A 23,063-nucleotide genomic window follows, 5' to 3' on the forward strand; every position below is an offset into this window, starting at 1 on the left:
AACGAATTTATTCAACGGAGCATTTTTATTGAAACTGATCTTTTTAAAATAATGAAGAAGGACCGCGACACAGATTTGTCACGATCCTTCTTTTTTATGCCACAAGTAAATAGATGAATAAACTCATTTGTACGATCACTCTGCGTATTGGAGAGTCAGGTTCACATTTTTAGGACTCTGATTGTTTTCCCCTGGATTAACTGGTACGGATTCTCCATTCGCTTTGATCGTCGCATTGCTTGCTGCACCGATCGTAATGGTCGCATTGGCCGCTGTTTCCGGTAACACGGTACTTTGTGTTTCATTTGCTGCCAGTGTTCCTTGATAAACATAAGCATTGTCTACTAGTACACCGATCCACACACGATTAACAGCGGTAAACTCAAGAGTGACAGGCTTGGTAGCATCTGTAATATTTACTGCGATGGCACTGCCGGAATCCTCTCCTGCAGCTATTGCCATTTTCTTTTCTTCACTTGATTCTGTTGTTGACTCTACTGTAGAAGACTCTTGGGTCTGCGTGCTTTGCTCTGAGGAAGAGGACTCCTCAACTGATCCTTCTACTTTGAGCGAAGAAGCTGTATCGCCGATTATTGGATCAGCTTGACGATCTTGCCAAGTCATATAGCCTACGACAACGACGATTGCCAAAGCGACCAATCCTAATAAAATGACAGGAAGACTTGTCCAAAAACGACTTGGATGCGATTCTTCTTGATGTATTGCTTTTCTGGAAGTACTTACTGTTTCAGGCTGCGGACGTTCAGGGACCGATCCTGTCAATTTGCTTTTTCCATCAAAAACATCGACTAAATGGTCTCCATCTTCTCCTACAGCTTCAGCGTATTGCCTAATAAACGCCCGTACGTAAAACTTACCAGGCAATTGATCAAAATCATCATTGTCGATTGCTTCCAAATAACGTTTTTGAATTTTTGTAATCTGCTGTAATTCATCTAAAGATATCTTTTTATTCAGGCGTGCTTGCCGTAATTTTTCTCCGATGGTTTCAAAAGCCACTCGTTCATCTTCTCCAGTCTGTTTGATTCTCCGAAGCATCTGCTGTTGCAACGAAAGACGTTATGTTTGGGGCTGTGACAAAAGTCATGTCACAGCTCCTTTTTCCGTATAAACGGCGTTCCAGAAGTAGCTTCTTCGGCAATAAGCCGAAATTTCACAAAAATTTGAGAAGCAATTTTCGTCAATTCCTTCTTATTTCTTGAAGCTGACCACTTCTGTCACAGCCTCTTTGATTACTTCGTTTAATTTTATTTTAATATAAGTTGATTAAAAGAGAGCATGATTTGTTTTATTTTCTCATTAATATTTCCAACACATCTAAGAATACCATAAAAGCTGGTTTTGGAGGAGGTTCTTGCTACAAGTCTAAAACGAAATTTAAGACTTTTCTCCATAAAACACTGGTTTATTTTGGTCTCATATAAAACTCACTGAAGGCCTCTTCACTTATAAATGCTTCTCCAGCTGCCAGTACGTCTTTCATTTGGATCGAATCGATGATTTCAGGAAGATCAAATAATGTTCGATCACCAAATAAACTTTGCGTAAATTGATTAGCAATATATTCGATTGAATTCAATGATTGGAAATACTGTCCAAGCATTTTCTTCTTCAGCAAATCGAGATTCATTTCTGACACTTCAGGATCATCAGCGAATCCAAGAACGATTTCTTTGATTTTTTCTGCTGCTTTCTCTGGTTCATCCGTATCTCCGCTGAAGTCCGCAAAGTGAAATTCACGATCCAAGCTGAATTCAAAACCAAAGCTGTCATCGATAATTCCTTGATTGTACATAGCTAAATAGTTTCGAGAAGTATTACCTAAAATCATTTGGAACAACAGATTGATAGCTGTTTTATAACGTAGTAGTTCTGTTCCTTCTTGCGGCAATGTGTCTAATCCTTTAATACCAAGTACAAATTTATTTCGTGTAATGGCTGCTTCCAATGCACTTTGTTTGATGATTTCTTTTGTGTTTTCTGGGAAATAACGTACAATTTCTTGCTTTGGCGGGAAATTTTTTTCTTCTTGGTTTTCCCGAATAAGTTTCATCAATTTCTCAGGCTCCATCTTACCAACTACAAATAAAACCATATTGCTTGGCTGATAAAACGTCCGATAGCACGTATACAAATCTTGAGCTGTGATTTTGTCGATACTTTCAACCGTGCCCGCAATATCGATATGCAACGGGTGTGTAGGATACAAGTTATTTAGGATACCAAAAAACATCCGCCAGTTAGGGTCGTCTTCATACATTTGGATTTCCTGACCAATGATTCCTTTCTCCTTGTTTACAGTTTCTTCTGTAAAGTAAGGTGCTTGTACAAAGTCGATCAGGGTCGTCAGATTCTTTTCTACCTGATCAGTCGTAGAGAACAGGTAACTAGTTTTCGTGAAACTCGTGAAAGCATTAGCGGAAGCACCTTGCTGTCCAAATAATTGAAAGACATCACCGTCTTCTTTTTCAAACAGCTTGTGTTCTAAGAAATGAGCGATGCCATCTGGGACTTTCACTTTTTCTTTTTCACCATAAGGAATAAATTCGTTATCGATCGAACCATAATTCGTACTGAACAAACCATATGTCTTGTGATAGTCGTTTTTAGGTAACAAATACACGGTCAAACCGTTTGGCAGTACTTCATGATAAAGCGTTTCATTGATTTGCTCATATTCTGTTTTATTCATTTGCATTTCCTCCTGCTAAAAAGAAGATTGCTTGCAATTCGATTTGCTCAGCTACTTGTTGTATCTCTTTGATCGTTACACTCTCCATACGTTTCAACCATTCTTCATCAGATAATTTTGTTTCCGGCAGCCAGCTGTCCAAAAAAGAAGCTTCGATTGCCGCTTGCGGAGAGTCTAGAGAAAGCAGGTATTGGTTTCTTAGCATCGCTTTTGTCTGAGCTAGTTCCAAATCTGTTATTTCACCGTTTCGCAAACTTTCTAATTGCTCGTGAATCAGGCGAAGTACTTGATTTCGTTTTTTTTCGTCGATACCAGTCTGGACACTCATGAACCCTCGGAATGTATCCACGCTGCTAGAGGCATAATAAGCTAGACTTTCTTTCTCTCTCACATTCATGAACAGTTTGGAGTGAGGAAACCCGCCAAATAAACCGTTGAAGACCATTAGCGCAAAACGTTCTGGCTCATCATAATACACATTTGTCTGATAAGCTAGATTCAGCTTTGCTTGAACGATTGGCTCACGGACTTGTCGTTCCTTGACGATATTCACTTGAGGCTGAGTATAAAACAATTCTGGATGAGCTGTTTCACGCGGCTCAAATGGTAATTGCCCAACAACTTCGGCTGCTTTGTCCGGATCAACATCGCCGACAACAAAAATGTCAATTTGATCGTTCGCCATCATTTCTTGATAGTAAGCCGCTAGTGAGCGAGCAGTGATCTTGTCTAGTTCTTCCACTACGCCTAAACTTGGGATTTTTTGTTCCGGGCTGTTTTCAAAATAAAGTTCTTGCAGTGCATAGGAAGCAAAAGTTTGTTTATCTTCCTTCAAACTTTCCAAATAGAGACGCAGATTGTTCTTTTCCAAGTCAAACGTCAACTGATCAAACTGTTGATTTTTGATATTTGGATAAAATAAAACCTCTTTTAAAAAATCCACCGCTTGAGAGAAAAGGTTAGGATCATTGACATATTCGCCGTTCACAAAGCTGATTCCTGCGTTTAGCCAATGCAAGTTCCCTTTTTTTCTTACTGATAGTCCGAAGCTTGCACCATAAAGCTCAGCAAGTTTCGCACTTAACTTTGTCTGATCCGGATAATTCAAACTATTTGATTCCAGCATACTGCTGAGTAGTGAACGTTTTGTAATGACTTCTTGTTGCAGACGTGCCGTAAAACGGATAAAAATCCGAATCGTTTTATATTGTTTTGTTGGTAAGACATGAAGATTCACGCCTTCTGCCAATTGATACACCATATTTATATGCTCCTTTTCATAGATGATTGCCCCTTACTCTTTTAGTAGGACAATCGGCCTTTTTTACTTATGCATCTGCTTGAAATATATATAAGTTCAGACAATTCGCCGATTTTTCTAAATGATGTTACACTTTATAGTATAGCATAGAAGTTTTTTATCAAAAGGGACAGACAGCTAAAAGCGTATATCGTTTTTTTATTTTTTATTTTTCGATATACTAAAGACATACAAAAGAAGGGAGGGTCATTCATGATAAAAGAATTCAGAGAGTTCATCATGCGTGGAGATGTCTTGGATCTTGCTGTCGGTGTTGTTATCGGGAGTGCGTTTACAAGTATCGTAAACCAAGTGGTGCAAGGATTAATCACTCCGCTAATTGGTTGGATTGTCGCTATGATCACAGGAACTTCTGATTTAGAAGGAGCACTTTCAATTCTTGACTGGTCGCCGACAAAAGGTGTCACATTTGCGTTTGGTAACGTTATTAGTGCTATCATTACATTCCTGATTACTGGTTTTGTCTTATTCTTAGTTGTCAAAGCGGCAAACCGTGCGAAGAATTTACGCGCCAAAGAAGCAGAAGAAGAAGTGGAAGAAGCACCTACTGCAGAAGATTATCTTAGTGACATACGCGATCTTCTTGCCAAACAAGTGGCAGAAGACAATACGCATCCGGTAGAGCAAACAAATCTTTCAGATACTTCTATTTCAGATACTTCTAAATAATGAAGAATCTAAAAAAAGAAAGCCGATTTTCAGTGTCGGCTTTCTTTTTTTAGATTCTTAACTTGTTACCTGTTCTTTTTTCATGTCTATATGCGGAATATCATCTTCCAAATACACATCTGAGATTGCCTTGAATCCAAAAGACTCATAAAAGGCCTGTAGATATTCTTGTGCACCAATCACAATTGGTTTTTCTGGAAATTTTTTCTGGATCATGTTGATCGTTTCTTGGACAATCTTTCTTCCTAAGCCGTCTTTACGGTTATTTTGATGAACAAGAACGCGACCAAAATGGATGCTGTCTACTTCTTCATATACCCGCGTGTAGGCAAGGATCTTCCCATCAGTATCTTGGAAATACGTATGCCAAGCTTGTCCATCGATATCATCAACTTCTTGATAAGGGCACTGTTGCTCCACAACAAAGACTGCAATCCGTTCTTTGACGATTGCATAAAACTCTGCTGTCGACAATTCTTCAAATTTCTTTACCTGATATTCCACTAAGTAAACGCCTCCTACTTTTTTATTATTAGCATACCGATTCATACACAAAAAAGCAAACGAACCTTACGAATCTCAGGCTCGTTTGCTTTTTAAACTGCTTCAGTTAAAAATTCGATCTCAACTGTTCGAGTAAGTACATCTGAATAGCTGTAAGATACTCGTTCAAAAGAATTTTCTTCAGGATCCAAGTCAACAACGAATACTGAAGGATAGGTTTCTGTTAAAACGCCGCGGCGTTCTGTTTGACGCTTTCTTCCTGTCTGAGCAACCAACATGATTGGGCTGCCGATACGGCCTTCTAAGTCTTTCTTGATTGAAGCTAAAGTTGTTGGCATACAGTTCACCTCTACTACCAACTATACCACATATTTTTAAAATTTTCAAGTTTACCATAAAAAAAAAAGAAATGCAATAAAAATAAATAAGAAGCTCATTAAGATTTTTCTAAATTATTCCTCATTATAAAATTTCAAGTGTTTTTTTATTTTGAGTTTTACCCTTCCATATGCACTCATCACTTGCTTGTGATCCATTGACAACCATTCAGCCATCTCCGCAAAATCAACCCCTTGCATGTAATAATGAAAAATTTGTGCTTCTTTTTTTGAAAATCGGATCTCGCAATTTTCGATTGCTTCTTTTAACAAAAGATGCTGAATCGCTAAAGGTTCCTGCAAGGTAATCTCTGCTAAAAAATCTGGTCCTTCTGTCTCTATTTTTTGGTCGATCGAGACTTCATCTTTTTGGTCACGGCGCTTCAGCGCGTTCTGTTTTCTCAATAAAGAATAAATTTGATTGCTTATAATACTTTTATAATAACTTCCAAAGCTAACTCCTTTGCTTTTTTCGTAAGTTCTCAATGCCTGATATAAAGCGATCCTCGCTTCTTGTTCCCAATCCTCAGTAACATAATTTCTTAAATAATAAGTGTTTTTCAAACGTAGTAAGAGTGGAAAATATTTTTGATACAGGGCAGCAAATGCTTCTTCGTCACCATTACGTGCAGCGCGCAATAACTCCTCAGACATAAAATAATTCCTCCATAAATTCGTTTATGGAGGAATCTTATCATCAATGATTCATCGAACTGATTAGAACGATATGTTATTTATTTTTTCTCATTAAATCGTCCAATTTTTGGGACAATTTTTTTAACTGCTCTTCATTCCACGGAGAATTACGTCGGAAATCAACAAAATGCATATCTTTATTTTCTTGGGCTATTGTTTTTTCCGTTTTTTTAATCGTTTTATATAATTCATAAGCAGAAGTCCGCAACGCCCCCTGAGAAAAAATCATCCACTGTTCTGCTAGATCGCTTGTCGCCACTGTTACTTGTGTCAAACGATCATTCAGCTGCCCAGCGATTCTTTCGATATAACTGTCAGCCGTTTCATCTTCTTTCGTAAAAACAACATCCAACTGATATTTCCTATAATTTTGCTGGATGCCCGGTACTAATTGAGCATCGAAGACAACGATGACTTCCAGTCCTTCATATTTCGCATAATTTGATAAACGATGCAAAAGAGCTTCTCTTGCATCTGCCATTTTGTCCTGCTTTTTAAGCTGGACCAGTTCCGGCCACGAACCGATCATGTTGTAGCCATCTACAATCAACAGCTGTTTTTTCATGACCTACTCCCCCTGACGTTGGGAAAAAGCCTGATACATCAGCAATCCAGCGGCAACACTGGCATTTAAACTTTGGACGTGCCCAGTCATTGGAATCGTCAGTAATTCATCCATTTCTTTTTTCAATCCTGGACTCATTCCTTTGCCTTCATTACCAATGACTAAAGCAATGGATCCTTTGGCATTCCATTTTTGGAAGTTTGTGCCAGTCATATCTGTGCCAAATACCCAAAATCCTGTCTCTTTGAGCTGTTGCACAGCTTGTACCAAATTCGTCACACGTGCAACAGGCACATATTCCACTGCACCAGTGGAAGTCTTTGTTACGATAGGCGTGATTCCAACTGCTCGGTGTTTTGGTATGATCACACCATCGACGCCACTTGCGTCTGCTGTCCGTAAAATCGACCCAAAATTGTGTGGATCTTCGATGCTATCCAAAATCAAAAAGAAGGGGGCTTCTTTTTTCTCTTTTGTTCGTTCAATCAGTTGGTCAAGGGATAAATATTCATAAGGTGTAATCGCAAGAACGACTCCTTGATGCACGCCATGATCGCTCAAAGTTTCTAACTTTTGTTTAGGGACCCATTTGACCGGTACAGCTTGCTCACGTGCGATTTCTTTCAGTTCTTCTACTTTTTCTCCTCGTGAATCTTCTTGAAGAAAGAGTTTATTCCCTCGCCCTTGTTGTAGCGCTTCTACTGCGGCGTGGTGTCCAAAGACGAAATTATCTTCTAATGCTTCTTCGTTTTGATCAGAAACTGACTGATTTCGTCCAGTTCGCTTTTTATTTGGATATCTATTTTGTTTTTTGTCTTCAAATCCACGTTTCGATTGATGTTTGTTTGTTCTTTCTTTACCCATTTTTTTCACCAACTTTCTGAATACACCAGCGGATCAATTCTTCCATCCGCTCGGTTTGTTTTGTCAAATGCAGATAGCCCATCAGTGCTTCGAATCCTGTTGCGACCCGGTAAGTCGTAACATCAGCATTTTTTGCACTCGTATGGCTTTTGGCATTTCTTCCTCTGCGATAATAAAGCTCTTCTTCTTCTGTCAAAAGATGTTCCTCCAGCATTTGCTGAATCAAAAAAGCTTGTGCATTTGCAGAGACATAATTCGTTGCCGCACGATGCAACTTATTGGGTTTTGTTTCTCCTTGATTGATCAGGTGGTCACGAACATAGATTTCGTAAATCGCATCTCCCACGTAAGCCAGGGCTAAACCGTTCAATTGTGTGTAATCTCTCATGCTTCTCTTCTCCATCGGGTTCCTTGGGGTGTATCTTCTAATAAGATCCCTTTTTCTTTCAACAAATCACGGATTTCGTCGCTTCGGGCAAAATCACGATTGCTTCTTGCTTGATTTCGTTCTTCGATCAATTGTTCAATCTCTTCATCCAATAATTCTTCTGCTGTAAATAAAATACCGAAGATCGAAAGCCATTGCGAGAATAAAGCTTCTCCCTGTGCCAAGACAGCGGCAGAAACTTCCGCTTGGTCTAGATAAGTGTTCAGCCATTTAGCAAGCTCATAGACCACTGTGATCCCATTTGCTGCATTAAAATCATCATCCATTTCTTTGATGAATCGCTGTTCCAAATTTTCTAACAAAGTGATTTTATCCGCATCATCTGCCAAATTCTCTGAGGCAGTTTCTTGGCGGAATTTCAAATTGTCAAACGTATTCTTCAGTCGTTGTAAATTGGTGGCTGCTTCTTTCATCGTCGTTTCACTGTAACGGATCGGACGACGGTATTGTGTGGTCGCCATGAAGAAACGCAAGACTTGTGGATCAACGTTTTGGATCATTTCATGTACAGTGATGAAATTCCCTAGAGATTTACTCATTTTTTCATCGTCTTCGCCAATCGTTACATAGCCATTGTGCATCCAGTAATTAGCGAATTTTTTCCCTGTTTTCGCTTCACTTTGTGCGATTTCATTTTCGTGATGAGGAAATTCCAAATCTTGCCCACCACCATGGATATCGATTGTTTCGCCTAAATGTTTTGTCGCCATGACGGAACATTCGATGTGCCAACCGGGACGCCCTTTGCCCCATGGTGAATCCCAAGAAATCTCGCCAGGTTTTGCTTGTTTCCATAAAGCGAAATCTAATGGGTCTTCTTTTTGCTGCTGTTCTTCACCAGTACGCTGACTTGCGCCGACTTCCAATTCATCGATGGATTGGTCACTTAATTTCCCATAGTTTTCAAATTTACGGGTACGGTAATACACATCACCTGAAGATTCATAAGCATAGCCTTTTTCAACCAACACTTGAATAAATGCTAAAATATCTGGCATATGGTCCATGACTCTTGGATGCAGTGTAGCAGGCTCGACATTCAACGCTTTCGTATCTTCTTCAAATGCTCGGATGAAACGATCAGCGACTTCTGGTGCTGTGATGCCTAATTCGTTTGCTGTACGGATGATTTTATCGTCTACATCCGTGAAATTCGATACGAAATCGACTTTATAGCCTCGATATTCAAAATAGCGTCGAATCGTATCGAAAGCAATGGTGCTACGAGCATTTCCAATATGGATATAGTTATACACAGTCGGTCCGCAGACATACATACCGACATGTCCCTTTTGTATAGGGATGAATTCTTCTTTTTTTCTGGTCAATGTATTGTAGATTTTTATCATTCTGATCTCCTCACTTTTTCTCCTTTGATTCGAACGACTTTTGCTGGTACTCCTACGGCTGTAGCGTCGTCTGGAACATCTTTCAACACAACGGCACCTGCGCCGATTTTTGCGTTTTTTCCGATCGTTACCGGTCCTAATATCTGCGCATTCGCAGAGAGCATGGCTCCTTGTTTGACCGTTGGGTGTCTTTTACCTGTTTCTTTTCCCGTACCGCCTAATGTTACGCCATGGAACAAAATCACATCATCCTCGATTTCTGCGGTTTCGCCAATGACGATCCCCATTCCATGGTCGATGAACACACCTGTTCCAATCGTTGCTCCTGGATGGATTTCAACACCTGTCAGGAAACGCCAAAATTGAGCATTGATCTTCGCCAATAAAAAGAGCCGATGCTGATATAAAAAATGAGAGAAACGATGCCAAAACAAGGCATGAAAACCGGGATAGGTCAAAACGATCTCCGCTGTCGAACGTGCAGCCGGATCGTTTCTCTTTGCTGCATCAATCGCTCGGGCAAACCAACTCATGACTTTCCACTCCTTTCGTAAGTATTTTATGTAGGAAAACAGCTTATAAAGAAAAGAAGCGCCTTTTAAATAAGTTTCCTTATCAAAAGACGCTTTCCGCGTGGTTCCACTTTTCTTCATAATCAACGATTATCTCTGACAGCTAACGCCTGTTATACGTTCTTGGCTACTTCGTTTCCTGTAAAACAGTTTTTCCTGTTTTCTGTGTTTTCGCCAAGACCACTCCCAGAGGCATTTCGGCAACTATTCATTGACGCCTTGCACCACCCGGCATCTCTCTTGTAATGATCAGCTGCTTACTTTTTTCTGTTCATCGTGTTTAGTTCAGTACTTGATTTAAATGTGCTAATGATTTTTCACGACCAAGCAATTCGATCGTTTCAGGCAATTCTGGGCCATGCATTTGTCCTGATACAGCTACACGGATCGGCATGAAAAGATTTTTCCCTTTTACGCCAGTTTCTTTTTGAACAGCTTTGATGGCAGCTTTTACAGTTGGAGCATCTACTACTTCCATTTGTTCTAGCTGTGCTTTAAATGCGTGGAGAACAGTAGGAACTGTTTCACCAGCAAGTACTTCTTTTGCTGCTTCATTCAATACAGGATGTTCATTGAAAAATAGCGTAGACAGATCAACGATTTCTGCAGCATAGCTCATTTGAGGTTGATACAGGCTAACGATCTTCTTCACCCATTCGATTGTCTTTTCATCTGGGTTTTCTGCTACACGTCCGTCAGCGATTAGATAAGGCAGACACATGTCAGTAAATGCATCTAGATCCATTGCTTTGATGTAATGGTTGTTTACCCATTGCAGTTTTTTCGCATCGAAAGCTGCGGGTGATTTACTTAGGCGTTTTGGATCGAACATTTTGATCAATTCTTGGTGTTCGAAGATTTCGTCTTCGCCCACAGGTGACCAGCCCAATAATGCAATAAAGTTGAACATTGCATCTGGTAGATAACCTAATTCGCGATATTGTTCGATAAATTGTAAGATTGATTCGTCACGTTTGCTTAGTTTTTTGCCTGTTTCACTGTTGATGATCAACGTCATATGTCCGAATGTTGGTGGCGTCCAGCCAAATGCTTCATAGATCATCAGTTGTTTTGGTGTATTGGCAATATGGTCATCTCCACGTAAAACGTGAGTGATTTTCATCAAATGGTCATCGACCGCAACAGCAAAGTTATAGGTTGGCATACCATCGCGTTTTTGGATGACAAAGTCGCCGCCGATATTATCGGATTCGAACGAAATAGCGCCTTTTACCATATCTGTAAATGCGTATTCTGTATTGCGAGGCACACGGAAACGTACAACAGATTCTAGACCTTGTGCTTCTTTTTCTGCTTGTTCTTCAGGTGTCAAGTTCGCACATGTTCCTGCGTAATGAGGCATTTCTCCTCTTGCGCGTTGTGCTTCCCGTTCTGCTTCTAATTCTTCTTCTGTGCAATAGCATTTGTATGCTCGATTGCTAGCAAGCAGCTGATCAATCAGCGGTTGATAGATTTCTTTACGTTCAGATTGACGGTAAGGGCCGTATTCTCCAGGATTTTCAGGAGATTCATCCCAATCCATTCCCAACCAAGCAAGGTTTTCCAACTGGCTTTTTTCGCCATCTTCGATATTACGTTTTTGGTCAGTATCCTCAATACGAATAATAAAGTCTCCATCATTGTGGCGGGCAAACAAATAATTGAACAATGCAGTTCTTGCATTTCCAATATGCAGGTGCCCAGTTGGACTTGGTGCATAGCGTACGCGTACTTTCGTCATTTTCTTCCTCTTCTTTCAAACTAGACTTTGACTAACAGTAAAAATTCCGTCAGTTACGGCTTCTCAAATATCATTTATTTAAAGCCACTCAGCACAAATTTTACCTTTTCTAAGGTAAATAGTAAAGCCAACTGGTTGAATTTCCTTACCAGTTGGCTGAATTTCTTTTTTATTTTGATTGTTTTGTCTTTTTCTCTGTCTCTTTTTTATTGTCGATCCCTCGTCCTGCATGGGCAGGTTTAGCAAAGATCATGCGTCCAGCAGCTGTTTGAAGAGCGCTTGTCACAACAACTTCGATACGTTCATTCATGTAATGCTGTCCATCTTCTACGACAACCATCGTGCCATCATCAAGATAGGCTACCCCTTGTTGGCGTTCTGTTCCGGCTTTTACTACTAGAACATTCATCGTTTCGCCAGGAATGACGACTGGTTTCACGGCATTTGCCAACGCATTGATATTAAGAACAGGTACATTTTGGAATTCAGAGACTTTATTCAAGTTATAGTCATTGGTTACGATGACACCGTCTAAAAGCTTGGCTAATTTAATCAACTTGCTGTCTACTTCGCTGATATCTTCAAAGTCTCCATCGTACATTTCGACAGATATACCTTCTTCTTTTTGCAAAGCATTTAGGATATCTAATCCGCGACGACCACGCACACGTTTCAAACTATCCCCTGAGTCCGCGATGTATTGTAGTTCGTAAAGAACAAAATTAGGGATCATCAAGGTTCCTTCTAAAAATCCAGTCTTTGTAATATCATAAATCCGACCATCAATAATCACACTTGTATCCAAGATTTTATATTTATGGAAATTTTCTCCTGATTTTCGTTCTAACAGTTGGCTCTCCACTTGGCTAGCTGTTTCTTGCTCGATTTTTTTGCTTCGTGAACCAAAGACTTTCTTCCATTCTTCGATTCGTGTCGTTCCCATTCTCAATCCCAAATAACCTAAGATGATCATCAGTAAAATCGGCAATACACTATTGACGAATGGAATTTCCATATTGTAAAGAGGGGTTGAGATCACAACGCCTAAAGTCAATCCGATGATCGCACCGATCGCACCGAAGAGAAGATAAGTCAAGCTGACCTCGCTTAGTTTTTGTTCTACTTGTTTGATAATAGCTGAGATATGTTTGGCCAACAGCAAAGATAATAAAAAGAAAATAAGTGCGCCTAACAAACTGTTGGTAAATGTATTATTCAGCCACCCATTTGACTGTTGACCGATTGCCTGCCAAGCTGAGGGTAAAAATGAAATACCCAAGCTTGCGCCGACAATGATCATCAGCAACGTAATGACACGTTTTTGCATCGTTTTTCCTCCGTTTCGACAATCATTTATTATTTAGTGGAACACACGCTTCAACGTTTCAGCCAAAGTTGCTACTCCAACGATCTCGATTCCTTTTGGCGCTTCCCAGTTGCCTAAGTTGTTTTTAGGCAGGTAAACTTTTGTGAAGCCGAGTTTTTGGACTTCTTTGACCCGTTGTTCAATATGACTGACACGTCTGATTTCTCCAGTCAGTCCGATTTCACCGATGAAACATTCCGTCGGCTGTGTTCCTTTTTCTTTGTAGCTTGAAGCAATACTGACAGCGATAGCTAAATCAATCGCTGGTTCATTTAATTTTACCCCACCTGCAGCTTTTAAGTAAGCATCTTGATTCTGAAGAAGTAGTCCAGCTCTTTTTTCCAGCACTGCCATGATTAGAGATACACGATTGAAATCAAGACCTGTTGTTGTTCGCTTAGCATTTCCGAACATAGTAGGTGTGACTAATGCTTGGATCTCTACCAAAATTGGGCGTGTTCCTTCCATTGCTACAACGATAGCAGAGCCAGTCGCACCGTCTAGGCGTTCCTCCAAGAAAATCTGTGAAGGGTTAGCGACTTCTTCCAATCCATGCTCATGCATTTCAAAAATCCCAATCTCGTTCGTTGAGCCAAATCGGTTTTTTACCGCTCGTAAAATTCGGAAACTATGATGTTGTTCACCTTCAAAATATAACACTGTATCCACCATATGCTCTAACATTCTTGGACCGGCGATCGAACCTTCTTTCGTAACATGACCGACGATAAAAATGGCAATTCCATTCGTTTTAGCGATTTTGAGTAATTCTGCAGTGGTTTCTCTTACTTGGCTGACGCTTCCTGCCACACTTGTGATGTCTGGCTGCGTCATCGTTTGGATGGAATCAATAATAACATAATCAGGGGAGATATGTTCGATGGCACGACTGATTTCATTCATATCTGTTTCAGCGTATAGATAAAATTCTGTGTTGATACTTCCGAGGCGCTCCGCGCGTAATTTTATCTGTTCTGCGCTTTCTTCGCCGGATACATACAAGACTTTCCCGCCTATGGCTGCTAATTGTTGAGAAACTTGTAACAGCAAAGTAGATTTACCAATACCTGGATCTCCACCAATCAAGACCATGGATCCCGGAACCACGCCTCCACCTAGCACACGGTTCAGTTCTTCTAATTTCGTTTTGACCCGAGGTTCTTTTTTAGGGACGACGTCTGCGATTTTTGTTGGTTTCGCTTTTTCTCCTGTCAAACTTGTCCGCGTTCTGCGGTCTGTTGTATCTTGTTCGATTTCTTCGACCATCGTATTCCATTTTCCGCAATTTGGGCAGCGTCCCAAGAACTTAGGCGACACATACCCGCAATTTTGGCAAACAAATTGTACTTTTGATTTTTTTGCCATTGTACCGCCTCCTCTTATTCTAACCATGAGACATTAAATCAAGCTTAAATTTCTTTATCGTTTTATTTACTGGAAGAACCAAATCCGCCTTGACGTTGAGCAGTCGTTTGATCTTGATCTGCTTTTAAAAATGGCAAGAAGATCCCTTGACCGATACGCTCACCTTTCTTGATCACTACATCCTTGAAACCAAAGTTGGTGAATTGGAACATGATATGTCCTTCATTTGCCTCATTATTGTAATAATCACTGTCAATCACACCTACGCCGTTCGTCAACACTAAAAACCGCTTCAACGGATTGCTTGAACGGTTAGCAAGCTGCAAAAATTCATCTTCTCCCATGTAGGCTTTGACCCCAGTAGGCACAAGGATCGGTTTTAACTGTTTTTCATTTTCTGATACGTCTTTTTTCAATGCATCTGCGATTGTTTCCAATCCTTTTTTCCAGCCTGCTTTCCAGATACTTGGAATCACGACCTCTTCTGCTGCTTCAAAATCATAGCCAGCAGCATGATGTGTAGCGCGCTGCGGTAGATTGATATTTTGCTCTTTATATTTAGAAATAACTTCAAATCCTCTTTTTCTCACCGGTTTTCCTCCCTAAATAAACTACTCCTATTCTAACATATTCGAGGCTATAAAAGACTCTCTTTACAAATTCTTCAAGAAATTCTGCTATCCTAAAGTCAACCATTAACGCGTTCTTTTACCGAACAACTGCAAGTTGTACAAAAAAACTATTTTTTACATGACTTTACTCGTCAAAACAAGTAGAATAGAACGAAATTAATGAGTGGATATTTGATTGAGGTGTCACATGCGTAAAGAAATAAAAAATGCAAAACGAATTATTGTCAAAGTAGGAACAAGTACATTGATCTATCCCAATGGAAACATCAATCTTGCAGCGATCGATCAGTTAGCTTTTGTCCTTTCCGATCTTAGAAATCGTGGAAAGGAAGTGATCCTAGTCTCATCAGGGGCTGTAGGCGTCGGTATGCATAAATTACATTTGTCAGAACGTCCGACTTTGATCCCTGAACAGCAAGCGGCGGCGGCTGTTGGCCAAGCCGAATTGATGAATATCTATAATCAAAGATTCAGTGTATATAATCAGCAGACAGCACAAATCCTCGTGACAAGAGATGTGGTAGATTACCCTGAAAGTCGTAAAAATGTGAGGAATACATTGGAACAGCTTTTGATCATGGATACGATTCCTATTGTGAACGAAAACGATACTGTCGCAGTAGATGAATTAGATCATCTGACCAAATTTGGTGATAATGATCAGCTGTCAGCAATCATGGCAAAACTTGTCGCGGCAGACCTTTTGATCGTTCTTTCTGATATCGACGGTTTTTATTCAGATAATCCGGCTACAAATCCCGAGGCTCAGATGTATCGCTATATCGATAAAATCGATGAAAAGATTCTGGCACAAGCAGGTGGTGCAGGTAGCACCTTTGGAACAGGCGGTATGCAAAGTAAATTAAAAGCAGCTTCTAGGATATTTGAAGCAAACAGTGCAATGATTCTAGCAAATGGGAAAAATCCGGCAATCATTTTTGATATTCTTGCAGGAAAAGAAGTAGGTACTTTATTTAAGGAGGACTTGAAATGACTGATTTGATGCAATTAGGGCAACAGGCAAAAGATAGTGCGCAACAACTAGCACTTATGCCTACAAACCGTAAAAATGAGCTACTTGTTCAGATGGCGAAAACCATCAAAAAGAATCAACAGGCAATCATCGAAGCAAATCATAAGGACTTAGAAAAAGCAGTCGAAAACAATATCAGTGAAACGATGCAAGACCGCTTACAACTGACACCTGAGCGAATCAATGCCATGGTTGCAGAGATCGAAAAGATTGCTTCGTTAGACGATCCTATTGGAAAAGTAGATGAGATGTGGACGAACACCGACGGATTGAGAATCGGCAAAAAGCGCGTGCCCCTCGGCGTGATCGGTATCATTTACGAATCTCGTCCAAATGTCACGACTGATGCAGCCAGTCTAGCGTTCAAATCAGGAAATGCCGTTATCCTTCGCGGTGGCAAAGAAGCATTCTTCTCGAATCAATTACTGGTCCAACTATTGCAGCAAGTACTGCTTAGTGCTGGCGAATCTCCTTATGCCATCCAGTTTGTTGATGATACTTCTCATGAAACTGCAGAACAGTTGATGCGATTGACAGAATACTTAGATGTGCTGATTCCTCGAGGCGGAGCAAAATTGATTCAACGAGTCAAAGAACAGGCAACGGTACCTATCATTGAAACAGGTACAGGAAATAATCACGTATACATCGATAAAGAAGCACAGTTGTCTATGGCAGTGAAAATCATTGTCAATGCAAAAGCTTCCCGTCCTTCTGTCTGCAACGCGGCAGAAACATTACTGATCCATTCTGAGATCGCCCCCTTTTTCTTACCGGCCATTGAAAAAGAACTGGTAGAACACGGCGTCTCTTTACGTGCGGATGCTCGTGCGTTAGAATATCTAGAGACAGCTGCTTTAGCAGAAGAGGCAGATTGGGATACTGAATATCTGGATTATATCCTTGCCGTCAAAGTAGTCGATTCTTTAAGCGAAGCAATTGCGCATATCAACCGACATAACACCAAGCATTCAGAAACAATCGTGACAGATAGCTATTCGGCTAGTCAACGTTTCTTGAATGAAGTGGACGCGGCGGCTGTCTATGTCAATGCCTCCACTCGTTTTACAGACGGATCGGTATTTGGTTTTGGTGCAGAGATCGGTATCTCTACTCAAAAGTTGCATGCCCGTGGTCCAATGGGGTTAAATGAATTGACTTCCACAAAATATATCATTTATGGCGATGGACAAATCCGCGAATAATGTTTCGTGTGAAACATTATTCCCGCCTTTTGCCTTTTTACTGTAAAGGTTCTATCCAATTAGAAAGGTGTCAATATGTTTGAAATTTTAATGATTTTTTTTATTTACCTTATTTCTCTGAATATCGCTGCTTTTCTAGGAGTCGGTATTTTATCCCTTTTTTTTCAGTTCAAGAAACGAAGCATAGGGGGGCAACGGGAAAAATGGGCGCAGTATTTTGACAAAATTGGTCCAAAAGGTTTGGTTGCTCGCTTACACATCAGCTACATGGTTGCATTATGCCTGTTAGCTGGAGTCAATTACTATTCTTTTTTCGATCATTCAATTGCCTATACGATTACGTTGCTGATTGCTGGGATCTTTCACTTATCTTATAAATATCAGCTGAATAAAAACCACTTGAATCGGACTTTCCGCTAAAAAATGTCCGTATGATAAGTAGGGTGCCTTGAACACCGGCAAAAAACTGCCGAACTTTTTAGGGGCTTTGACAAAGATTTTGTCAAAGCCCCTTTTCCCATATAAACGGTGTTCTCCTACCAGCTGCCTGGTAAATCTGTTTCCTCTTCGTTAAGAAGCGAAAATCCGTCAAATGTTTCGCCATCATAATAACGAAGCAGCTCATCCATGGACAAGTCCATCGTTTTTTCTTTTTCTTCTTCCGCTGATTCTGCCAATAGCTGTTCCCGATACATCTGATATATACCAGCTATTTTTTGCTGCATCGCTTTTCTAGTTTCACCTTCCGCGTTGATCATTGGCAATTCTTTGATATAGCCACGATAAATCAACCGATCATCTAAAAATTCAATGGGTAATTCAACGAGTGTCAACCCGACTTCCTGAAAATATTCTTCCAGCATCTATTATCCCCCCATTCTTTTTCTTAAATGAATTTTAGCTTACCTACTAAAAATTTTCCAGTTACATTATTTTGAGAAAAAAAAGGAATGTGACACGATTTTTGTCACATTCCCTTTTTCCAAATAAACGGTGTTCAAAAGCCAGTTTCTCGGTATTAAGCCAAATTTATGCAAAAATGTAGAAAGCCATTTTCACAAAATTTTTCTTAATACTTGAAACTAAACGACTTTTTCACAACCTCTTCCTTAAACGGTGTTCGCCTGCCAACTCCTCGGTCACAAGTCACGATATTCAACAAACATGAGAAACTGTTTTTTGAAATTGTTCCTTGTGACTCGGAGCTGAACGGCAGCCTTACGACCTCTTGATAAACGGTGTTCAAAAGATTGCATCTGCGGTAATAAGTCCAACCAAACGAAAAATAGGAGGAGCTGTTTTTGTTTGGCTGTTCTTATGATTTGAGGCAGGACAGCTTTTTCACAACCTTTAGTTTCTTATTTTTCTTCATTTGTAGCAAAATAATTACGGTGATAAATGATACAACATACACTGATAAGAACAATGGCACCTGCAAAATAAAACGCATAGCTTTCACCAATATGTTCGCCGATCACACCTGCAATAAATGGTGCTAAAGCTCCACCGAAAAAACGGACAAAACTATAGCTGGAAGAAGCAACGTTTCGTTGCAGACCGGGTATTTCCATAGCAATCGTCGTCAACAATGTATTAATGATCCCTTGGAAAAATCCTGCTAACACAATACTGATTGGTACAAGGACTGGCATAGAAGTACCAGCTCCTAATAACAGCAAACAAATAATGAATAAGACAAATGCAGCTAAAATCGTCCGATAAGTCGTAAACTTCCGCTCAAGAGCCGGTGCAACGAAAATCGAAGCAATAGCCAGAAGCACACCCCAGCCAAAAAATACAAAACCGACCTCTAATTCAGAATAGCCAATCAATAAAAATGGCGCATATGCAAGTAAAGTAAAGAATCCGAAATTATATAACAATGCGATCAGTCCAACTGAACGAAGTTTATGATTGCTTAACGCTTTGACACCTTCCCAAAGGCCTACTTTTCTCTTTGGTTTCTCAGTTTCAGGTAAAAGTACCGCTAGGGCTATAAAACCGCAAAACATCAAAAATGCTACCCCAAAAAATGGATAACGCCATGAACCACTGCCCAAGACTCCACCGACTAGAGGACCAACTGCCATTCCGCAGCCAAGTGCTGCTTCATACATCATGATTGCTTTTTCTGTGTTACCGACTAAAATACTGACGATCGTTGCTAGAGCAGTAGAGACAAATAAAGCATTCCCGACACCCCAGCCAGCACGTAACCCAATCAACATACCGATATTGCCAGATAATCCACCAAGACCAGCGAATACAACGATGATAAACAATCCGGTCATCAATGTTTTTTTCAAGCCAATCCGACTAGATAAGAAACCTGTAAATAGCATCACCACACCAGTGACTAGCATGTAACTAGTAAATAACAGGGTCGTTTCAGCTGGCGTAGCGTTTAACTGTGCAGCAATCGTTTTTAAAATCGGGTCTACCAGGCCCACTCCCATAAAAGCGATCATACAGGTAGCTGCTACAACTAGCGCCGAACTTTTCCCCTTTGTTTCTTCATTTGTTTGTTCTTGTATATCTATTTGATTCTCCAATATTTCCATCCCTTTCTCTCTATTAGCATCATACATGATTTATTTTACATGTCAATATGCACATGTAAAACATGGAAACTTTACTGTGATATAATAAAGAAAATAAGACGAGAGGTAGGATTTTTATGAATACTTTAGCCTATATATTATTATGCGTGCTTTTATCCAAACCGCGTTCTGGGTATGAATTGAAGCAGCTGATCACGATTTTTTGGGAAGCTCATCACAGTCAAATCTATACGACGCTTGCTAAGTTAGACCAACAGGGTTATGTGACCGTTTTGGACAAAGACGAGCATTCTCAAAAAAAGATCTACCACTTGACTGATGAAGGACGTGCCCTTGTAGAGGAATGGATCAAAGAGGAGACCCCAGCTCCTACGCAAAAAGATGAATTTTTAGCAAAAATCTATGCTTTTTCGACACTCGACAAAACAACAGCTACTGGACTGCTATTCACTAGAGAACAACAACTGAACAAAATCATGCAAAAAAATCAAAAAAAATTGAATGACCTCTCGCTAGACAAGAGACAAGAATTTGGACGTTATGTTGTGATCCAGCGTCGAATCATGCTTTGTCAGCAGGAACTCCAATGGTGTCAGCAAGTAAGAGAACAAATGCAGCCGTTTTTTGAGTAATGGATAAACAGAACCTTTCTAGATTTATCTATTAAGCAACGAATCATCTTCACTAAAAGAACGATACAGCTGAAAAAGAAAAACGATCCGAAAGACAGGCAAAAACCTATCGTTCGGATCATTTTTCTTTCTAGAACTGCATTGAAGGAACTGTGACAAAAAGCAGGTCACAACCTTTTTTTCAAATAAACAGTGTTCCATTATTCATTGCTTTGAATGGCTTTCAACACACTTCTTGAAAGTGGGCCAACGATAATCAACTGCAACGGTAAAGCGGCAATCACATTCATTTTCCAAGCATTCATATAAGCAGAGAATAATTGATCAGGTATTCCTTGTTCCATGATCACACCAAACAAAGACATACATGTGACCATTCCTAAAACCATCAAGCAGGAAATAGTTAAGATCATTTGGATCTTGCTTTCTGGATTTACTGGTAGTTTAAAGGCAATTTTTTTCGCCAGCACACCGATGATGAAGACATCCAAAATGAAAGCCACCACGAATCCAGGCACTAGACCAATCAATAAACTTGATAAATGAAGATCTTGATGCAACCATAAATTATACGCGCTCATTCCCAAGACCATCAAAAAACACATCATTGTTGTAAAAATTATTCCTTCTTTTTTATTTGTAGGCAATCTGTACCACTCCTTTAAATTTGTCACGAAAATCATCGTAGCACATTTAAAAATTTCTCGTAAGTACTTTTTTTATTTTCTGCCCTTTTATTTCATAAACTTCATCAGCCGTACGCTCGACAAAGTAGGAATCATGTGAAGTAAACAAAATCGTTCCCGGATATACTTGCATCAGCTGCTCTAAAGCTTCGATCGTTGCCACATCAATGAAATTAGTCGGTTCATCTAACAGCAACACATTACTTGGCTTAGTAAAAAGCAAAGCAATCGTCAAACGAGTCGCTTCTCCCCCACTTAACGTACACAACGGTTTCGTCAGAGTTTCCTGAGCAAACCCTAAATGATTCAACAAACTGCGGACAAGTGATTCCGAAAACTCTGTTTGTCTCATGACAAAACGAATGACGGATTCTTCAGATGTCATTTGATAATCCTTTTGCTGATATACTTGAAAGCTTACTTTCGGAGAGAGAAGGATTCCTTCTCCTTGTTTGCGGATATGTTACAATAAAGTTGTCTTACCTGATCCATTTTCGCCGACAATCGCGATTTTTTTACCTAAAGAAAATTGAAAATCGCTATTTATCAGTAATGTTCTTCCGCTTCTTTCCAATTGGATATTTTGTCCCATGATTGGATAACGATTGTGGAGTTCAAGAGATTTTGGTACTGGAAAACGGATTTGTTTCATCTGTTGCGGTTTGGTTGTTTCTCCTATTTTTTGGAGTCTTCTCTCTAATGTTTTCGCATTCTTTTGGATAGATTTTTGTACACTGTCTTTTTGTTTAGAGGAAGACAACCGATCCGGTCTGATTTGTTGCTTTTTCTTTTTACTAGACACTTTTTCTAACTTTTCCGCTTGTTTTTTCTTTTCTTGGATCGATTTTTCCAATCGTTTTTTCTCTTTCATGATCGACTCTGCTTCTCGTAGCTGAGTCTTTTTCTCCAATTCCCTTTGAGTGAGATAGGCACTATAATTCCCCGGAAACTCTCGGATTTCTCCGTCTTTTACTTCCCAGATTTTCGTTGCCAACTCATCTAGAAAATAGCGGTCATGACTAACAAAAATCTGCGTGCCATAATAATAACGAAGCTCTTCAATTAGTCGATCCATACTTTTTCTATCTAGATGGGTTGTCGGCTCGTCTAGAAGCATCCCTTGTTCATAAGAAGAAAGAAGACGTATCAACTCGATCTTTCGTTCTTCCCCTCCACTCCATTTCCGTTCCGAAGTTTCTTCCAGTTTCAACTGGAAATGACTGGCTAATTCCAAATTTAGGTCCTTTGCCTCAGCAAGATAGGTTAATTGAGGCAGATAGTTGAAAGTGATCTCTGTTTGGATTTTCCCTTGATTGGGGATAAGTTCACCGGCTATCAGTTTCAGCAACGTTGTTTTACCGACTCCATTTTCCCCTATTATTCCTATCCGATCTTGCTGATAGACACGAAGAGAATCAATAGATAATTCTAACTGGTTACCAAAACGAACTTGCAGGTTTGTTATATTTACTGCTAAATTTTCCATATGTTTTACACTCCTATTTCATGTAAAACAACAATATCGATACTAAAAAAGAGCAGAAAAATCTGTTTACAAAAAAACTGCATAACATCTTTTCCTACTCTGAACGAAATAACTATGACTAAATCATCAAATCTGTCATAGCTTTCACCTATTCTACTGTCGTTCGAAAAAATGGACATACTCCACCCATGAAATTGTTGTTTATACATGTCTTTTGAATTTATTTAGTTGTTATTCAAAAGTTCAAAACGTAATTTCATCGATGCAGTCATTTTTCC

General features: G+C 39.8%; 23 protein-coding genes, 1 pseudogene and 1 other annotated feature. Of the genes and pseudogenes, 5 read left to right on the plus strand and 19 right to left on the minus strand.

Translation table 11 applies throughout. From position 1 onward, the window contains the following. Positions 1–135: 135 nt before the first annotated feature. The 3 genes from AB3I27_RS10625 to AB3I27_RS10635 all read right to left on the minus strand — a co-directional run bounded on the left by AB3I27_RS10625 (position 136) and on the right by AB3I27_RS10635 (position 3,974). On the minus strand, positions 136–1,059 hold the full coding sequence (locus AB3I27_RS10625; protein WP_002310444.1) for a RodZ domain-containing protein: 924 nt from the start codon (positions 1,057–1,059) through the stop codon (positions 136–138). 367 nt (positions 1,060–1,426) lie between these two features. Then, on the minus strand, positions 1,427–2,713 hold the full coding sequence (locus tag AB3I27_RS10630) for a pitrilysin family protein (RefSeq protein ID WP_104760126.1): 1,287 nt from the start codon (positions 2,711–2,713) through the stop codon (positions 1,427–1,429). Further along, positions 2,706–3,974 carry a pitrilysin family protein gene (locus AB3I27_RS10635; RefSeq protein ID WP_104760125.1) on the minus strand — a complete coding sequence of 423 codons (1,269 nt, stop codon included), beginning with the start codon at positions 3,972–3,974 and terminating at the stop codon, positions 2,706–2,708. The genes AB3I27_RS10630 and AB3I27_RS10635 overlap by 8 nt, the downstream gene beginning before the upstream one ends. Before the next feature lie 252 nt (positions 3,975–4,226). Here AB3I27_RS10635 and mscL point away from each other — a divergent pair, with 252 nt between their 5' ends. After that, on the plus strand, positions 4,227–4,703 hold the full coding sequence (gene mscL, locus AB3I27_RS10640) for a large conductance mechanosensitive channel protein MscL (RefSeq protein WP_104771636.1): 477 nt from the start codon (positions 4,227–4,229) through the stop codon (positions 4,701–4,703). A gap of 57 nt (positions 4,704–4,760) precedes the next feature. Here the strand turns inward: mscL and AB3I27_RS10645 are convergent, their stop codons facing one another. From AB3I27_RS10645 to AB3I27_RS10700, 12 genes are all read right to left on the minus strand, one after another. After that, positions 4,761–5,207, minus strand: a complete 447-nt coding sequence (locus tag AB3I27_RS10645) for a GNAT family N-acetyltransferase (protein ID WP_104760255.1) — start codon at positions 5,205–5,207, stop codon at positions 4,761–4,763. 92 nt (positions 5,208–5,299) lie between these two features. Then, positions 5,300–5,545, minus strand: coding sequence for a Veg family protein (locus tag AB3I27_RS10650; protein WP_002287434.1), 246 nt, complete (start codon positions 5,543–5,545; stop codon positions 5,300–5,302). Positions 5,546–5,659: 114 nt separating this feature from the next. Further along, entirely contained in the window at positions 5,660–6,238 is a 579-nt protein-coding gene (locus AB3I27_RS10655) for a sigma-70 family RNA polymerase sigma factor (RefSeq protein ID WP_002310450.1), read from the minus strand. Between the two features lie 76 nt (positions 6,239–6,314). Next, entirely contained in the window at positions 6,315–6,845 is a 531-nt protein-coding gene (locus AB3I27_RS10660; protein WP_002293089.1) for an NYN domain-containing protein, read from the minus strand. A 3-nt stretch (positions 6,846–6,848) separates the two neighbouring features. Then, the gene (rlmB, locus tag AB3I27_RS10665) at positions 6,849–7,709 is read right to left on the minus strand and encodes a 23S rRNA (guanosine(2251)-2'-O)-methyltransferase RlmB (protein ID WP_086309874.1); all 861 of its coding nucleotides are present in this window, start codon (positions 7,707–7,709) and stop codon (positions 6,849–6,851) included. Next, complete coding sequence (locus AB3I27_RS10670; protein WP_002316867.1) at positions 7,702–8,097, minus strand: Mini-ribonuclease 3; 396 nt, start codon at positions 8,095–8,097, stop codon at positions 7,702–7,704. Before AB3I27_RS10670 ends, rlmB begins: the two co-directional genes overlap by 8 nt. Next, positions 8,094–9,506: a cysteine--tRNA ligase gene (cysS, locus tag AB3I27_RS10675; protein ID WP_104760254.1), complete on the minus strand. Its 1,413-nt coding sequence runs from the start codon at positions 9,504–9,506 to the stop codon at positions 8,094–8,096. The genes AB3I27_RS10670 and cysS overlap by 4 nt, the downstream gene beginning before the upstream one ends. Next, complete coding sequence (gene epsC, locus AB3I27_RS10680) at positions 9,503–10,039, minus strand: serine O-acetyltransferase EpsC (protein ID WP_002293094.1); 537 nt, start codon at positions 10,037–10,039, stop codon at positions 9,503–9,505. The genes cysS and epsC overlap by 4 nt, the downstream gene beginning before the upstream one ends. 82 nt (positions 10,040–10,121) lie before the next feature. Further along, positions 10,122–10,362 (minus strand) — a binding site (T-box leader). Then, positions 10,359–11,819, minus strand: coding sequence for a glutamate--tRNA ligase (gene gltX / locus AB3I27_RS10685; RefSeq protein WP_002293095.1), 1,461 nt, complete (start codon positions 11,817–11,819; stop codon positions 10,359–10,361). It overlaps the preceding feature by 4 nt. A 169-nt stretch (positions 11,820–11,988) precedes the next feature. Next, the gene (locus AB3I27_RS10690; protein WP_002287448.1) at positions 11,989–13,146 is read right to left on the minus strand and encodes a PIN/TRAM domain-containing protein; all 1,158 of its coding nucleotides are present in this window, start codon (positions 13,144–13,146) and stop codon (positions 11,989–11,991) included. A 33-nt stretch (positions 13,147–13,179) separates the two neighbouring features. Beyond that, positions 13,180–14,550, minus strand: coding sequence for a DNA repair protein RadA (gene radA, locus AB3I27_RS10695; protein WP_002310456.1), 1,371 nt, complete (start codon positions 14,548–14,550; stop codon positions 13,180–13,182). 62 nt (positions 14,551–14,612) lie between these two features. Continuing rightward, positions 14,613–15,140, minus strand: coding sequence for a dUTP diphosphatase (locus tag AB3I27_RS10700; protein ID WP_002310457.1), 528 nt, complete (start codon positions 15,138–15,140; stop codon positions 14,613–14,615). A gap of 229 nt (positions 15,141–15,369) precedes the next feature. Here AB3I27_RS10700 and proB point away from each other — a divergent pair, with 229 nt between their 5' ends. The 3 genes from proB to AB3I27_RS10715 all read left to right on the plus strand — a co-directional run bounded on the left by proB (position 15,370) and on the right by AB3I27_RS10715 (position 17,840). Beyond that, positions 15,370–16,176, plus strand: coding sequence for a glutamate 5-kinase (gene proB, locus AB3I27_RS10705; RefSeq protein ID WP_002344833.1), 807 nt, complete (start codon positions 15,370–15,372; stop codon positions 16,174–16,176). Continuing rightward, the gene (locus AB3I27_RS10710; protein ID WP_002310461.1) at positions 16,173–17,420 is read left to right on the plus strand and encodes a glutamate-5-semialdehyde dehydrogenase; all 1,248 of its coding nucleotides are present in this window, start codon (positions 16,173–16,175) and stop codon (positions 17,418–17,420) included. Before proB ends, AB3I27_RS10710 begins: the two co-directional genes overlap by 4 nt. Before the next feature lie 75 nt (positions 17,421–17,495). After that, positions 17,496–17,840: a hypothetical protein gene (locus AB3I27_RS10715; RefSeq protein WP_002310463.1), complete on the plus strand. Its 345-nt coding sequence runs from the start codon at positions 17,496–17,498 to the stop codon at positions 17,838–17,840. 116 nt (positions 17,841–17,956) lie between these two features. On the opposite strand, the gene AB3I27_RS10720 is transcribed toward AB3I27_RS10715, so the two are convergent. After that, positions 17,957–18,283, minus strand: coding sequence for a hypothetical protein (locus AB3I27_RS10720; RefSeq protein WP_002310464.1), 327 nt, complete (start codon positions 18,281–18,283; stop codon positions 17,957–17,959). Between the two features lie 495 nt (positions 18,284–18,778). Next, the gene (locus AB3I27_RS10725; RefSeq protein WP_002320448.1) at positions 18,779–19,981 is read right to left on the minus strand and encodes an MFS transporter; all 1,203 of its coding nucleotides are present in this window, start codon (positions 19,979–19,981) and stop codon (positions 18,779–18,781) included. A gap of 116 nt (positions 19,982–20,097) precedes the next feature. Between AB3I27_RS10725 and AB3I27_RS10730 the strand changes: the two genes are divergently transcribed. Further along, positions 20,098–20,613, plus strand: a complete 516-nt coding sequence (locus tag AB3I27_RS10730) for a PadR family transcriptional regulator (protein WP_002310468.1) — start codon at positions 20,098–20,100, stop codon at positions 20,611–20,613. 200 nt (positions 20,614–20,813) lie between these two features. Here AB3I27_RS10730 and AB3I27_RS10735 read toward each other — a convergent pair whose 3' ends face one another. Together AB3I27_RS10735 and msr(C) are read right to left on the minus strand one after the other, a co-directional pair. After that, positions 20,814–21,260 carry a DUF2798 domain-containing protein gene (locus tag AB3I27_RS10735; protein ID WP_002310470.1) on the minus strand — a complete coding sequence of 149 codons (447 nt, stop codon included), beginning with the start codon at positions 21,258–21,260 and terminating at the stop codon, positions 20,814–20,816. 46 nt (positions 21,261–21,306) lie between these two features. Next, positions 21,307–22,785: pseudogene (gene msr(C) / locus AB3I27_RS10740) on the minus strand (ABC-F type ribosomal protection protein Msr(C)). Positions 22,786–23,063 lie beyond the last annotated feature (278 nt).

Origin of the sequence: Enterococcus sp. C46, from assembly GCF_040887565.1 — a bacterium.
In the GTDB taxonomy this organism is placed as follows: domain Bacteria; phylum Bacillota; class Bacilli; order Lactobacillales; family Enterococcaceae; genus Enterococcus_B; species Enterococcus_B lactis.

Coding starts and splice junctions, on each gene's coding strand:
- AB3I27_RS10720 (WP_002310464.1), bottom strand. CDS start 18,283: ATGCTGGAAGAATATTTTCAGGAAGTCGGGTTGACACTCGTTGAATTA.
- mscL (WP_104771636.1), top strand. CDS start 4,227: ATGATAAAAGAATTCAGAGAGTTCATCATGCGTGGAGATGTCTTGGAT.
- AB3I27_RS10635 (WP_104760125.1), bottom strand. CDS start 3,974: ATGGTGTATCAATTGGCAGAAGGCGTGAATCTTCATGTCTTACCAACA.
- AB3I27_RS10690 (WP_002287448.1), bottom strand. CDS start 13,146: ATGCAAAAACGTGTCATTACGTTGCTGATGATCATTGTCGGCGCAAGC.
- gltX (WP_002293095.1), bottom strand. CDS start 11,819: ATGACGAAAGTACGCGTACGCTATGCACCAAGTCCAACTGGGCACCTG.
- cysS (WP_104760254.1), bottom strand. CDS start 9,506: ATGATAAAAATCTACAATACATTGACCAGAAAAAAAGAAGAATTCATC.
- AB3I27_RS10710 (WP_002310461.1), top strand. CDS start 16,173: ATGACTGATTTGATGCAATTAGGGCAACAGGCAAAAGATAGTGCGCAA.
- AB3I27_RS10630 (WP_104760126.1), bottom strand. CDS start 2,713: ATGAATAAAACAGAATATGAGCAAATCAATGAAACGCTTTATCATGAA.
- rlmB (WP_086309874.1), bottom strand. CDS start 7,709: ATGGGTAAAGAAAGAACAAACAAACATCAATCGAAACGTGGATTTGAA.
- AB3I27_RS10625 (WP_002310444.1), bottom strand. CDS start 1,059: ATGCTTCGGAGAATCAAACAGACTGGAGAAGATGAACGAGTGGCTTTT.
- epsC (WP_002293094.1), bottom strand. CDS start 10,039: ATGAGTTGGTTTGCCCGAGCGATTGATGCAGCAAAGAGAAACGATCCG.
- AB3I27_RS10725 (WP_002320448.1), bottom strand. CDS start 19,981: ATGGAAATATTGGAGAATCAAATAGATATACAAGAACAAACAAATGAA.
- proB (WP_002344833.1), top strand. CDS start 15,370: ATGCGTAAAGAAATAAAAAATGCAAAACGAATTATTGTCAAAGTAGGA.
- AB3I27_RS10650 (WP_002287434.1), bottom strand. CDS start 5,545: ATGCCAACAACTTTAGCTTCAATCAAGAAAGACTTAGAAGGCCGTATC.
- AB3I27_RS10670 (WP_002316867.1), bottom strand. CDS start 8,097: ATGAGAGATTACACACAATTGAACGGTTTAGCCCTGGCTTACGTGGGA.
- AB3I27_RS10660 (WP_002293089.1), bottom strand. CDS start 6,845: ATGAAAAAACAGCTGTTGATTGTAGATGGCTACAACATGATCGGTTCG.
- radA (WP_002310456.1), bottom strand. CDS start 14,550: ATGGCAAAAAAATCAAAAGTACAATTTGTTTGCCAAAATTGCGGGTAT.
- AB3I27_RS10715 (WP_002310463.1), top strand. CDS start 17,496: ATGTTTGAAATTTTAATGATTTTTTTTATTTACCTTATTTCTCTGAAT.
- AB3I27_RS10730 (WP_002310468.1), top strand. CDS start 20,098: ATGAATACTTTAGCCTATATATTATTATGCGTGCTTTTATCCAAACCG.
- AB3I27_RS10655 (WP_002310450.1), bottom strand. CDS start 6,238: ATGTCTGAGGAGTTATTGCGCGCTGCACGTAATGGTGACGAAGAAGCA.